This is a genomic window from Pectobacterium colocasium, assembly GCF_020181655.1.
Lineage (GTDB): Bacteria > Pseudomonadota > Gammaproteobacteria > Enterobacterales > Enterobacteriaceae > Pectobacterium > Pectobacterium colocasium.
In genome coordinates this window covers 3,057,890-3,071,752 of record NZ_CP084032.1, presented here as the reverse complement: position 1 = coordinate 3,071,752, position 13,863 = coordinate 3,057,890, and the positions used below count along the sequence as shown (strand labels likewise).

The 13,863-nt window shown below is 47.5% G+C and carries 12 protein-coding genes; all 12 read left to right on the top strand.

Translation table 11 applies throughout. The annotated features are described in order from the left end of the window. Window positions 1-109: 109 nt before the first annotated feature. Window positions 110-997 (top strand): flagellar motor stator protein MotA, encoded by an 888-nt coding sequence (motA, locus tag LCF41_RS13800; protein ID WP_225085097.1) that lies wholly within the window; start codon window positions 110-112, stop codon window positions 995-997. Next, the gene (motB, locus tag LCF41_RS13795) at window positions 994-2,046 is read left to right on the top strand and encodes a flagellar motor protein MotB (RefSeq protein WP_225085096.1); all 1,053 of its coding nucleotides are present in this window, start codon (window positions 994-996) and stop codon (window positions 2,044-2,046) included. Before motA ends, motB begins: the two co-directional genes overlap by 4 nt. Before the next feature lie 39 nt (window positions 2,047-2,085). Continuing rightward, window positions 2,086-4,077: a chemotaxis protein CheA gene (cheA, locus tag LCF41_RS13790; protein WP_225088183.1), complete on the top strand. Its 1,992-nt coding sequence runs from the start codon at window positions 2,086-2,088 to the stop codon at window positions 4,075-4,077. A 31-nt stretch (window positions 4,078-4,108) separates the two neighbouring features. Continuing rightward, window positions 4,109-4,606, top strand: a complete 498-nt coding sequence (gene cheW / locus LCF41_RS13785) for a chemotaxis protein CheW (protein WP_005970723.1) — start codon at window positions 4,109-4,111, stop codon at window positions 4,604-4,606. Window positions 4,607-4,741: 135 nt separating this feature from the next. Next, entirely contained in the window at window positions 4,742-6,427 is a 1,686-nt protein-coding gene (locus LCF41_RS13780; protein ID WP_225085095.1) for a methyl-accepting chemotaxis protein, read from the top strand. Window positions 6,428-6,941: 514 nt separating this feature from the next. Further along, window positions 6,942-7,814 carry a protein-glutamate O-methyltransferase CheR gene (cheR, locus tag LCF41_RS13775; protein ID WP_198998679.1) on the top strand — a complete coding sequence of 291 codons (873 nt, stop codon included), beginning with the start codon at window positions 6,942-6,944 and terminating at the stop codon, window positions 7,812-7,814. Beyond that, window positions 7,814-8,866 carry a protein-glutamate methylesterase/protein-glutamine glutaminase gene (locus tag LCF41_RS13770; protein WP_180742564.1) on the top strand — a complete coding sequence of 351 codons (1,053 nt, stop codon included), beginning with the start codon at window positions 7,814-7,816 and terminating at the stop codon, window positions 8,864-8,866. The genes cheR and LCF41_RS13770 overlap by 1 nt, the downstream gene beginning before the upstream one ends. 38 nt (window positions 8,867-8,904) lie before the next feature. After that, a complete protein-coding gene (cheY, locus tag LCF41_RS13765; protein ID WP_005970714.1) occupies window positions 8,905-9,294 on the top strand; it encodes a chemotaxis response regulator CheY in 390 nt (129 codons plus the stop codon). Between the two features lie 9 nt (window positions 9,295-9,303). Then, window positions 9,304-9,948, top strand: a complete 645-nt coding sequence (cheZ, locus tag LCF41_RS13760) for a protein phosphatase CheZ (protein ID WP_225085094.1) — start codon at window positions 9,304-9,306, stop codon at window positions 9,946-9,948. 244 nt (window positions 9,949-10,192) lie between these two features. Next, window positions 10,193-11,344, top strand: a complete 1,152-nt coding sequence (flhB, locus tag LCF41_RS13755) for a flagellar biosynthesis protein FlhB (RefSeq protein WP_225085093.1) — start codon at window positions 10,193-10,195, stop codon at window positions 11,342-11,344. Next, the gene (gene flhA / locus LCF41_RS13750) at window positions 11,337-13,421 is read left to right on the top strand and encodes a flagellar biosynthesis protein FlhA (protein ID WP_225085092.1); all 2,085 of its coding nucleotides are present in this window, start codon (window positions 11,337-11,339) and stop codon (window positions 13,419-13,421) included. Before flhB ends, flhA begins: the two co-directional genes overlap by 8 nt. A gap of 53 nt (window positions 13,422-13,474) precedes the next feature. Next, complete coding sequence (locus LCF41_RS13745; RefSeq protein ID WP_225088182.1) at window positions 13,475-13,837, top strand: flagellar protein FlhE; 363 nt, start codon at window positions 13,475-13,477, stop codon at window positions 13,835-13,837. Window positions 13,838-13,863 lie beyond the last annotated feature (26 nt).

The following is a 13,863-nucleotide window of genomic DNA, read 5'->3' as shown; positions in this document are numbered from 1 at the left end:
ACTGTTGGTTGTGCAGGCAGTGATAGATTTCTCCTTTAAGAACATCCCGGCTACGGCTCCGCAGTTTTATCTCACTTTCCGCCCACCTTTTTTATTATAAGGATTCCTTGTGCTGGTTATATTGGGTTATATCGTAATTGTGGCCTCGATACTCGGCGGTTATCTCATGGTCGGTGGGGCCTTGGGGGCGCTTTATCAACCTTCGGAGCTGCTGATTATCGGTGGTGCTGCGGTAGGTGCTTTCATCGTGGGTAACAATGGAAAGGCGATAAAAGCAACACTACGTGCGTTACCGCTTTTGGTCAAAAGTTCCAAGTATAATAAAGCATTATATATGGATCTCATGTCCTTACTCTTTCGTGTGATGGCCAAATCCCGCCAGCAAGGCATGCTTTCCCTGGAGTTTGATATTGATAACCCTCGTGAGAGTGAAATTTTCTCTAGCTATCCGAACATCCTTGCTGATAACACCATCGTTGAATTTATTACCGATTATTTGCGTTTGATGGTCAGCGGCAACATGAATGCGTTTGAGATTGAAACGCTCATGGATGAAGAAATCGAAACGATTGAACATGAAAGTGAAGTGCCGGCTTCCAGTTTGACGATGATGGGGGATGGTCTTCCTGCATTTGGTATCGTCGCTGCCGTTATGGGCGTGGTTCACTCGCTGGCCTATGTTGACCGACCTGCTGCTGAGCTGGGGATGATGATCGCTCACGCCATGGTGGGTACTTTCCTAGGGATTTTACTTGCTTACGGCTTTGTCTCTCCATTGGCCGCATTGCTGCGTCAAAAAAACGCAGAAAAAATCAAAGTATTACAGTGTATTAAGGTCACTTTACTGTCTAGCCTTAATGGCTATGCTCCGCAAATTGCCGTTGAATTTGGTCGTAAAACGCTGTACTCAACGGAGCGTCCTTCCTTTACCGAATTGGAAGAACACATTCGTCGTGTGAAATCGCCGACTCAGCAAGCGTCGGACAGTAACGCATGAAACATCAACATCCCATTATTCGCAAAAAGCGTAAGTCTGGACATGGGGGCCACCATGGTGGCTCCTGGAAGATTGCCTACGCTGACTTTATGACAGCAATGATGGCATTGTTTCTTGTAATGTGGCTTATCGCAATTTCTACACCAATGCAGTTGGCCCAAATTGCAGAGTATTTCCGTACCCCATTAAAGGTTGCGTTAACTTCAGGTTCTAAATCAAGCGACAGTTCCAGCCCGATTCCGGGTGGAGGAAACGATCCAACCCAGCAAGACGGTGAAGTCAAAAAAGCCATCAAAACAGACAACGTGGAAAAAAAGCTGGATGAAGTTCGGCTTAATCGATTGCGTGAACGTCTGGATCAGTTAATTGAGGCCGATCCGCGGCTACGCGCACTGCGTCCACATCTGCTAATTGAAATGATCGATGAAGGGTTACGCATCCAAATCATCGACAGTCAAAACCGCCCAATGTTTAAAACCGGGAGCGCGCAGGTTGAGCCTTATATGCGAGATATCCTGCGTGCGATAGCGCCTATCCTGAATGACTTTCCAAACAAGCTGAGCATCTCAGGCCATACCGATGATGTTCAGTATACGACAGGGGAACGTGGGTATAGTAACTGGGAATTGTCTGCAGATCGTGCCAACGCATCACGTCGAGAGCTTATTTTTGGTGGTTTGTCTGAAGGAAAAGTTTTGCGCGTGGTGGGTATGGCTGCGACAATGAACCTTAAACAGGCGACAAGTGGAAATGATGCGATTAACCGACGCATCAGTTTGCTGGTATTGAGCAGACAAGCTCAAAAGGATATTGAAGAAGAAAATGCAGAAAGCTCTGCTGTAAATATAGACAAGGCGGAAAATTTACAAAATATGGAGTTGGATAAGCCTAAACCTACCACTCCGGCTGCCGAAAATAGTGATAATAATACGAGTGGAAGTGGTGGTGTATCGCCACAACCAACTAATGGAGTTCCTGCTCCAGAGCGTCAACAGCCAACCACTGCGTTGCCTGCTGCGCCCGATAGTCAGGCGACGCCTTCTCAATAAGCCGCGATTCACAGCAGAGGTGACCACGTGAGCATGGACATGAGTGCTTTCTATCAAACGTTCTTTGATGAAGCAGATGAATTACTGGCAGATATGGAACAACATTTATTATTGTTGGATCCGTCAGAGCCTGATACCGAGCAATTGAATGCGATTTTCCGAGCAGCTCACTCCATCAAAGGGGGGGCAGGCACGTTCGGTTTTAAAGTATTGCAGGAAACTACACACATTTTAGAAAATTTACTCGATGGGGCAAGACGCGGAGAAATGCGTCTTAGCACTGATATCATCAACCTGTTTCTGGAAACAAAAGACATTATGCAGGATCAGTTGGACGCTTATAAAACCGCGCAGGAACCCAATGCTGAAAGCTTTGAGTATATCTGTCAGGCCCTGCGCCAGCTTGCTCTGGAGTCTAAAGCTGATGGTGACGTTGCCCAGGCAGAGGCACCTGCTGCACAGCATACCGCCAGCCCAGCCTCTAGCGCTGCAGGTAAAGGTGAGATGCGTATTGCATTAACTGGCCTGAAATCTCAGGAAATACCTCAGATGCTGGAAGAGCTTGGTAATCTGGGAACCGTTAAAGATCCTCACCAGACTGACACCAGCGTAGAAGTGACATTGGTCACGTCTGAAAGCGAAGACGATATTAGTGCTGTACTGTGTTTTGTTCTTGAACCTGAGCAAATCAGCTTCAAATCTGCCGTAGCCAGCCAACCTGTCGTCGCTGAAGTTGTGGAGATACCCGCTGTTGTTGAAGCTCCGACACCCGTAGCTCCGTCTGCGCCAGCGGCTGCAAAACCGCAAGCTGTACCGGAAAATGGAAAAAATAAAGCAAAAACCGGTGATACCAGTATTCGTGTAGCGGTTGAGAAAGTTGACCAGCTTATCAACCTCGTTGGTGAGTTAGTCATTACGCAATCTATGCTGGCACAGCGCTCAAGCGAACTCGACCCTGTGGCGCATGGCGACCTGCTCAACAGTATGGGGCAGTTGGAACGTAACGCTCGCGATCTGCAAGAATCGGTCATGTCTATCCGTATGATGCCGATGGAATATGTATTTAGCCGTTTCCCTCGTTTGGTCCGTGACCTGGCTGCCAAATTGGATAAGCAGGTCGAGTTAACGCTGATGGGAAGTTCGACTGAATTGGATAAGAGTTTGATCGAACGTATTATCGATCCTCTGACACACCTGGTACGTAACAGTCTTGATCACGGTATCGAATCTCCAGATAAACGCGTTGCTGCAGGTAAATCTGCGGTGGGTAACTTGACGCTTTCTGCGGAACACCAGGGCGGTAACATCTGTATTGAAGTTATTGATGATGGCGCAGGTCTTAACCGCGAAAGAATTCTGGCTAAAGCCCTGTCTCAAGGGTTAGCCGTGAGCGACACGATGTCTGATGAAGAAGTGGGCATGTTGATTTTTGCCCCTGGCTTCTCCACTGCAGAGAAGGTTACAGACGTTTCTGGTCGCGGTGTCGGCATGGATGTGGTTAAGCGGAATATCCAGGAAATGGGTGGGCATGTCGAAATCCATTTCCAGGCTGGAAAAGGTACGACTATCAGAATCTTGTTACCATTAACGTTAGCCATCCTCGATGGTATGTCCGTTAAAGTTAACAATGAAGTCTTTATTCTCCCGCTTAATGCTGTCATGGAATCCCTGCAGCCGCAGTCGGAAGACCTGTACCCATTAGCCGGTGGCGAGCGCGTACTGCAAGTTCGTGGTGAATATTTACCTCTCGTTGAGCTATTCCATATTTTTGATGTGGATGGGGCTAAAACGGATGCTACTCAGGGTATAGTCGTGATCCTGCAGAGTGCAGGCCGGCGTTATGCCTTGTTGGTTGATCAGTTGATCGGTCAACATCAGGTCGTCGTTAAAAACCTGGAAAGTAATTATCGCAAGGTACCAGGCGTTTCAGCCGCTACCATTCTTGGTGATGGCAGTGTTGCGCTGATTGTGGATGTTTCAGCGTTACAAGCGCTTAATCGTGAAAAGCGTGTGGTTGAAACTGCTGCTTAATAAAACAGATCGTTAATAAAGGGTGGAAAACATGACTGGACTTGCAAGCGTCACGAAATTAACTGGCGAAACAGTAGGACAGGAATTCCTGATTTTTACGCTGGGTGACGAAGAGTACGGCGTTGATATTTTAAAAGTACAAGAAATTCGCGGTTATGACCAGGTAACGCGCATTGCCAACACACCTTCCTTCATCAAAGGTGTTACCAATCTGCGCGGCGTTATTGTACCGATCGTTGACTTGCGTATTAAATTCGCCAAGCAGGACGTTGAATATGATGACAACACGGTTGTTATCGTTCTGAATCTTGGTCAGCGTGTTGTGGGTATTGTCGTTGATGGCGTGTCGGATGTGTTGTCATTGACCGCAGATCAAATTCGCCCTGCACCAGAGTTTGCAGTAACCCTATCAACAGAGTACCTGACTGGTTTGGGTTCTCTGGGCGAGAGAATGTTGATTTTGGTTGATATCGAAAAACTGTTGAGCAGCGAAGAAATGGCGCTGGTTGATAGCGTATTGAAAGCCTAATCCATCGGCCTTCAGGGGCTACGAAAGTGGCCCCGAAAACCTTCCTTAGCCGTATCCTTGTCTGTTCAGAAATTCGTAAAGATATCCAAAATAATGCCGATATCATCGGTGGTTGGTCTACTCAAAAGGCGTTATATGTTTAACCGTATAAAAGTTGTCACAGGTTTGATGCTTGTACTGGTGTTGTTTGGAGCTCTGCAACTTATTTCTGGTGGTTTATTCTTCAGTGCATTAAAAAATGATAAGGATATCTTCAGCTCAACGCAGGTGATTAACCAGAAGCGTTCAGAGCTAGATTCTGCATGGTCATATTTATTACAGACCCGCAATACACTTAACCGCGCGGGTACGCGTTTTGCGCTCGATGCAAGCGGTACGGGAGCCGGTGTGGGCGGGAAAGAGCTTTTGGCTTCGGCCCAAAAGCAACTGTCCGTCGCTAACGATTTTTTCTCCCGCTATGAAAACGTGCCACAAGACGCTCGTCAGAATGAAAGTATCGCTCGGGAAGTAAAAGAGAATTATGTGGCTCTTAATGGGGCGTTAACCGAATTAATTCAGTTTTTGAATGCAGGGGAATTTAAAAAATTTATTGAGCAACCAACACAGCGTTTTCAGGATAATTTTGAAAAAGCGTATTATGCCTATAAAGCTGAAAGCGATAAGCTTTATCAGGCTGGCATAGCGAAAAACGATGAAGCTTACGACTCTGCGCTCTGGATCCTTGGTTTCATTATCGTGCTGGTTTTTGCGTTAGCTCTGATTTCCTGGATTGGTATTCAACAACTATTAATCAGGCCGCTAAATAATATTGTTGAACACATTCGTCACATTGCGAAAGGTGATTTGACAAAAACAACTCACTTTCACAGCAGCAATGAAATGGGGATTCTGGCTGACAGTATTCGCCATATGCAAAGTGAGTTTGTTGCAACGGTTAGCGCGGTTCGGCAGGGGGCCGATGCGATTTATACCGGCGCAACAGAAATTAGCGCTGGAAATAACGATCTTTCTTCGCGTACAGAGCAGCAGGCAGCCTCGCTGGAAGAAACCGCAGCCAGTATGGAACAGTTGACCGCAACCGTTAAACAGAATGCGGAAAATGCTCGTCAGGCCAGTCAGTTGGCGCTGAGTGCATCAGAAACGGCGCAGAAGGGCGGCAAGGTCGTCGATAATGTTGTCAAAACTATGCACAATATCGCTGGAAGTTCGCAAAAAATTGCCGATATTACTAGTGTGATTGATGGTATTGCTTTCCAAACCAACATTCTTGCACTGAACGCGGCAGTTGAGGCGGCCAGAGCAGGGGAACAAGGCCGTGGGTTTGCGGTTGTTGCGGGCGAAGTGCGTAGTTTGGCACAGCGTAGTGCTCAGGCTGCGAAAGAAATTAAAAGTCTGATTGAAGATTCTGTCAGCCGAGTCGATGAAGGTTCTGTACTGGTTGAGAGTGCCGGCGAGACGATGGGAGAAATCGTCAGTGCGGTCACTCGTGTAACAGATATCATGGGCGAAATTGCCTCAGCTTCAGATGAGCAAAGTAAAGGTATCGATCAGGTTGGTCAGGCTGTGACTGAAATGGATCGCGTAACGCAACAAAACGCCTCCTTGGTTGAAGAGTCTGCGGCCGCAGCGGTTGCTTTGGAAGAACAGGTTAAAGTGCTGAATCAGGCTGTTGCTGTATTCCGTCTGTCTGAAGAGGCGGGGTCTTTTAGAAGAACGACACCAGTAACGACGGGCCAAAAGCCTGTATTACTGGCGCCATCAGCAAATGGCGGTAAGAAAGCGAAAGAAGGTTCATCCAATGATAATTGGGAAACATTCTGATAAAAACCGTCGTATAGGCTATAAATAACCAAGCTGTAGGCGTGTTACTGAGCCCATCCCCAGCCACTTATGTATTAAGGTGGCTGGGTGATTGTTTACTCTGCATAATTTGAAAAACGAATATGCGAGTAATTTATCGCTGCGTGTCTGGGTTTGTAAGCGATATCGCTCATGGTAATTTGACGCAGGATAATTCATGGTATTGTTCAATCTGTAACTTATGTTATGGATATGATGGGGTGAGGCTGGCTTTGGTATTAAAGCCAAAGAATAAAGCAGGTAGCACAGCTGTGATGAGAGGGAAATGCCACCCGACAGCATGTGGCTTTGGTAGAACGAACACGCTAACCGGCTCTGCTTGCAGAACGTGTAGAGCGTATTACCAATACAGTGTCAGTTTTAATCGCCATGCGATGAGCAATTGACGAATGACAATAAAAAACCTGCGTTAGCTGTAAAGGAAAGTTCAGATTGAAAAAAACCATAGCAAAAAACACTATTCGAGCGGTTTGATATGAAAAGTACACCATCGCAAAATCGCCCTGAATCTGCCTCTATTCTGACGCAGATGGTTGATCGCTTGCCGTTGTCGGACACGCATTTCCGGCGAATCAGCCAATTAATATATCAGCGTGCCGGTATTGTCCTGGCCGATCACAAACGCGAAATGGTTTATAACCGTTTAGTTAGACGCCTCCGTTTGCTTGGAATCAATGATTTCGGTCAGTATTTAGCCCTATTGGAGTCAGATCCTAACAGTGCAGAATGGCAGGCTTTTGTTAATGCCTTAACCACTAACCTAACGGCGTTTTTCCGTGAAGCGCATCATTTTCCTATCTTGGCGGAGCATGCCAGAAAACGTCCAAATGGTTACACTATCTGGAGTACGGCGGCTTCAACAGGGGAAGAGCCTTATTCGCTGGCGATGACGCTTGCAGAAGTCTTAGGTAATAAAGCGAGTGGATGCCAGGTATGGGCCAGTGATATTGATACCCAGGTATTAGAAAAAGCAACGACTGGCATCTATCGTCAGGAAGAGTTGCGCTCTCTTTCTCCACAGCAGCTACAGCGATTCTTTTTACGCGGTACTGGGCCACATAGTGGTTTGGTGCGCGTTCGTCCTGAGCTTGCGTCAATGGTACATTTCCAACAACTAAATCTGCTCGCGCCTGATTGGTCTGTTCCCGCGCCATTCGATGCTATTTTTTGTCGTAATGTAATGATTTATTTCGATAAAGAAACTCAGGAGCGTATTCTCCGTCGATTCGTCCCGATGCTTAAACCGGGGGGATTGTTATTTGCCGGGCATTCAGAGAATTTCAGCCAGATCAGTCGCGAATTCTATTTGCGTGGGCAAACTGTATACGGGCTGGCTAAGGAAAGATAATGAGCAAGATAAGAGTATTATGCGTTGATGATTCTGCCCTCATGCGTCAGATCATGACTGAAATAATTAATAGCCATTCCGATATGGAAGTTGTCGCGACTGCGCCAGATCCATTAGTTGCTCGTGATTTGATTAAAAAATTCAACCCTCAGGTGTTAACGCTGGATGTTGAAATGCCACGTATGGATGGGTTGGATTTTCTTGAGAAGCTTATGCGTTTGCGCCCGATGCCGGTTGTCATGGTGTCGTCCCTGACGGGAAAAGGGTCGGAAATTACGTTGCGCGCTTTGGAGCTTGGTGCGATTGATTTTGTCACCAAACCTCAGTTAGGCATTCGTGAGGGGATGCTGGCGTATAGCGAGCTGATTGCGGAAAAAATTCGCATGGCAGCGAAGGCGCGTTTGCCGCAGCGTAGTACCGCAGCAGAGCCAACAAAAATTATTCAGCATATGCCGCTACTCAGTAGTGAGAAATTGATCGCGATTGGCGCATCAACGGGGGGAACGGAAGCGATACGGCATGTATTACAGCCTCTGCCGCCGACAAGCCCTGCATTACTTATTACACAGCATATGCCGCCAGGCTTTACGAAGTCTTTCGCTGAGCGGCTGAATAAGCTGTGTCAGATTACGGTGAAAGAAGCAGAAGACGGGGAACGTGTTCTTCCTGGTCATGCCTACATTGCGCCGGGGGCTCGCCATCTTGAACTGGCGCGTAGCGGAGCAAACTATCAGGTACGTTTAAATGATGGACCTCCCGTTAATCGGCATCGTCCATCAGTCGATGTGTTATTCCGTTCGGTTGCACAATACGCCGGGCGAAATGCCGTAGGGGTAATCCTTACTGGAATGGGCAATGATGGGGCGGCCGGCATGTTGGAACTCCATCAGGCTGGTGCTTATACTCTGGCCCAAAATGAAGCAAGTTGTGTGGTTTTCGGGATGCCACGTGAAGCGATTGCTATGGGTGGCGTTGATGAAGTGGTGGATTTGCACCAGGTGAGCCAGCGCATGTTGGCACAAATCTCTGCCGGACAGGCATTACGTATATAAGCAGCTCTCGGTGAGCAATAAATATTTTAGGAGTAGGTATGGCCGATAAAGAACTCAGATTTCTGGTAGTGGATGATTTTTCGACGATGCGCCGAATTGTCCGTAACCTGCTGAAGGAACTGGGCTTTAATAACGTAGAAGAGGCAGAAGATGGTGCTGATGCGCTAAACAAGCTTCGCGCTAGTGCTTTTGATTTCGTCATTTCTGACTGGAATATGCCCAACATGGATGGACTGGAGCTGCTCCAGACTATTCGTGCTGACGGTGCACTTTCCAGCCTTCCCGTGCTGATGGTAACGGCGGAAGCGAAGAAAGAGAACATTATCGCTGCAGCACAAGCGGGTGCTAGCGGCTATGTAGTTAAACCATTTACTGCAGCTACCCTTGAAGAAAAACTGAATAAGATTTTCGAAAAATTGGGTATGTAAGGGGATCTTATGACGCCACATATGCCGTCCGTGAACGATACTGCTTCAGCAACCGAGATCATTTCGCGTATTGGCCAATTGACTCGTATGCTGCGCGACAGCTTGAAAGAGCTGGGGCTGGATAATGCGATAGCAGAAGCAGCAGAAGCTATTCCTGATGCCCGTGATCGTCTTGACTATGTTGTCCAGATGACTGCGCAAGCGGCAGAGCGTGCGCTGAGCTGCGTAGAGGCTGCACAGCCACGTCAAAACCAACTAGAAGCTGATGCTAAGTCTCTGAAAGTTCGTTGGGATGAATGGTTTGAGAATCCAATCGAGCTGGCTGATGCGCGTGAATTAGTGACGGATACGCGTAGCTATCTTGAAGATGTACCACAGCATACCTCATTTACCAACGCTCAACTGTTGGAAATTATGATGGCGCAGGATTTCCAGGACCTTACCGGTCAGGTCATCAAGCGTATGATGGATGTTGTCCAGGAGATTGAAAAACAACTGCTGATGGTGTTGCTGGAAAATATCCCAGAAAAACCAGATGCACCTAAGCGTGCAAATGATGGCCTGTTGAATGGGCCACAGTTGGATAAAGGTGCAGCAGGTATTGTTGCCAATCAGGATCAGGTTGATGACCTTCTGGATAGCCTTGGGTTCTAATGCATCCTGCTTCATGAAAGGGAGTGATTCCCTTTCATGAAAAAAGGATGAACATCGTCGCCCAGTTATTTATGGCCAGTATCTATGGCCATAAATAGCTAAATCCGTTTTTTCCCGCCTTGTTATCCGTACTATTCGTTAAAGAAGCGTTGGTTTTTCTCGTTGTTCCAGCCATAAAACTTTTCCATATTTGTCATGCTAGGCAGCAAATTCCTATCCTGAAAGTCGTAACAGGAACGCCATAGTGGCAGATGATAGCGATCTAGAAAAAACAGAAGCCCCCACTCCCCAAAAGGAGGAAAAGGCGCGTGAAGAAGGCCAGATCCCACGATCTCGAGAGCTGACTTCTGTTCTGATGATGGTCGCGGGCTTGGCTATTTTATGGATAGGTGGTGATGCGATGGCTGGTCGGTTGGCCAGAATTGTCTCACAGTCGTTAAATTTTGATTACGCAACGATTGGCGATGATACCCAAATGCTACGGCATGTTGGTTCATTATTACGTCAGGCAGTATCGGCGTTAATGCCTATTATGCTTGGGGCTGTGTTGGTTGCACTCTCTGCGCCTTTGCTGCTCGGTGGGGTGCTATTTAGTACCAAATCATTAAAAGTTGACTTCAAAAAATTAGATCCTATTTCTGGGCTGAAGCGATTGTTTTCTGCTCAATCACTGGCTGAGCTCTTTAAAGCAATATTAAAATCAGTCATGGTTGGGGTCATTAGTACTTTGTTCTTGATTCATAACTGGCCAAAAATATTGCATTTAATATCCGAATCGCCGATTGCGGCGTTAGGTGATGCCTTAGAGTTGGCAGTAATGTGTGGCTTTCTCATCATCATGGGTCTGATTCCCATGGTCGCTTTTGATGTGTTTTGGCAGGTTTGGAGCCACATCAAAAAGTTACGGATGAGCAAGCAGGAAATTCGTGATGAACACAAGCAGAGTGAAGGCGATCCTCATGTTAAAGGTCGTATTCGTCAGCAACAGAGGGCGATAGCCCAACGCAGAATGATGGCTGATGTTCCTAAGGCTGATGTGATAGTCACTAACCCGACACATTATGCGGTAGCATTACGTTATGATGAGAAAAAAATGAATGCACCGAAAGTATTGGCTAAAGGTGCAGGTGAGATCGCATTGCGTATTCGTGAGTTGGGGGCCGAGCATCGTGTCCCTATTTTAGAAGCGCCACCGTTGGCGCGTGCGCTATTTCGTCATTCAGAGGTCGGGCAGCACATTCCGGCTGCGTTATATGCTGCTGTCGCAGAAGTCTTAGCTTGGGTTTATCAACTGAAACGCTGGAAGCGGGAAGGTGGATTAATTCCTAGAAAACCGAAACATTTACCAGTGCCTGATGCGCTGGATTTTGCTAAAGAGAATACTACTGATGGCTAATTTGGCCTCTTTGCTTCGTTTACCGAGTAATATGAAAGGTACCCAATGGCAAATATTAGCCGGACCTATACTGATCCTGCTGATACTTTCCATGATGGTATTGCCGCTGCCGCCATTTATCTTGGATCTGCTTTTTACCTTTAACATCGCACTATCCATCATGGTATTGCTGGTTGCGATGTTCACGCAGCGGACGCTGGAATTTGCTGCATTCCCTACTATCCTGCTGTTTTCTACATTGCTGCGTTTGTCACTCAACGTTGCATCTACCCGTATTATTTTACTGGAAGGCCATACAGGCACCGCTGCTGCTGGTAAGGTAGTTGAAGCATTTGGCCACTTTCTGGTTGGTGGGAATTTCGCCATCGGTATTGTGGTCTTTATCATTCTTGTCTTAATCAACTTCATGGTTATCACCAAAGGTGCCGGGCGTATTGCTGAAGTAGGCGCTCGTTTTGTGCTGGACGGTATGCCAGGTAAACAGATGGCGATCGATGCCGATCTTAATGCTGGGATCATTGGTGAAGAAGAGGCGAAAAAACGCCGTGCTGAGGTGACTCAGGAATCAGATTTTTACGGTTCAATGGATGGTGCCAGTAAGTTCGTGCGCGGCGATGCTGTCGCTGGACTGATTATCATGGTCATCAATATTGTGGGTGGGTTGATCGTCGGTGTTGTACAGCACAACATGCCAGTAGGTCAGGCAGCGGAAAGCTATACGTTGCTTACCATCGGTGACGGCCTGGTTGCCCAGATTCCTGCTCTGATTATTTCTACCGCTGCGGGTGTTATTGTAACTCGTGTGAGTACCGATCAGGATGTTGGCGAGCAGATGGTCACTCAGTTGTTCAACAACCCGCGAGTTATGGTGTTGAGTGCGGCTGTGATCGGGCTTATTGGGCTGGTTCCCGGAATGCCTAATTTTGTCTTTCTATTATTCACGGCATCTTTGTTAGGGCTTGCCTGGTGGATGCGTGGTGAACAACAAAAAGAACCTGTGATACAGCCGATGCCAGCAGCGATGGAAAAACATCAGGTCATTGAAGCCAGTTGGTCTGACGTACAGCTTGAAGACCCGCTGGGCATGGAAGTGGGTTATCGTTTGATTCCAATGGTTGACGCACAACAAGATGGCGAGCTACTGGGTAGGATTCGTAGTATCAGGAAGAAATTTGCTCAGGAGATGGGGTATTTACCGCCAGTGGTCCATATCCGGGATAATTTAGAGCTTCAGCCTGCCAGCTATCGCATATTGATGAAAGGGGTTGAGGTTGGAAGCGGTGAGGCACATCCTGGACGTTGGATGGCAATCAATCCGGGTAACGCGGTTGGTTCGTTATCTGGAGACATCACGCAGGATCCTGCGTTTGGGCTGCCAGCAGTCTGGATTGATAATGCCCTGAAAGAACAAGCTCAAGCACAAGGCTTCACGGTCGTAGAGGCAAGCACGGTGGTGGCAACACACCTGAACCATTTAATTGCATTACATGCCAGTGAGCTGTTTGGCAGACAAGAAGCTCAGCAGTTAATGGAACGTGTTGCGCAAGAAATGCCAAAATTGACCGAAGATTTTATTCCTGGCGTGGTGACGCTAACAACGTTGCACAAAGTCTTGCAAAATCTGCTCAGTGAGAGAGTTTCTATCAGGGATATGCGCACTATCATGGAGACATTGGCTGAACATGCGCCAGTGCAGCCAGATCCTTATGAACTCACTACGGTAGTCAGGGTTGCTCTGGGACGTGCTATCACTCAGCAGTGGTTCCCGGGAGACAGCGAACTTCAGGTTATCGGCCTAGAAGGATCGCTGGAACGTCTTCTGTTGCAGGCGCTGCAGGGAGGCGGTGGTCTCGAGCCTGGGCTTGCCGATCGCCTGCTGGAACAGGCAAAACAAGCGCTACAGCGGCAGGAAATGCTTGGGGCTCCACCAGTTCTGCTGGTGAACCATGCTTTGCGTGCTTTGCTTGCCCGCTTCCTGCATCGTAGCCTGCCAAACATGGCCGTGCTTTCTAATCTGGAAATCAGCGATCATCGTCAGATCCGTATGACATCGATTATAGGGGAAGCTCAGAAGTGAGGACGGTGATACGCTTTCTGTCTGTAACTGTGTTGGCACTTCCGCTCTGTGCTATGGCGACGCCGGGTAGCTGGAACGGAAGTATGGCCGGAATAAAACTGGATTACCGTGGTGAAATGGTGACGACGTCGGCTTTTTCTCCGAACATCGCCCTTAAGCCAGAAGAAACCATTACGACAATATATTGGCGGCATCTTATTGATTCAGAGATACCGACAGGGCTTGTGGTTAAGCTTTGTTCACAAACGCCGCAGCGCTGTGTTGATTTAGGCGGAAGTGGTGACGGACAGACTCAGGCATTTGAGGGCCTGGCGGCTAACAATGAGTTTCGTTTTGTCTACTATATTGCAGGGAATGGACGTATTAACCGTACGTTCAGCGTCCGTAAGATAGATATTGCGGTAAACTACAAGTAGCTATTTTTAAATGAATTTCTGTTTTA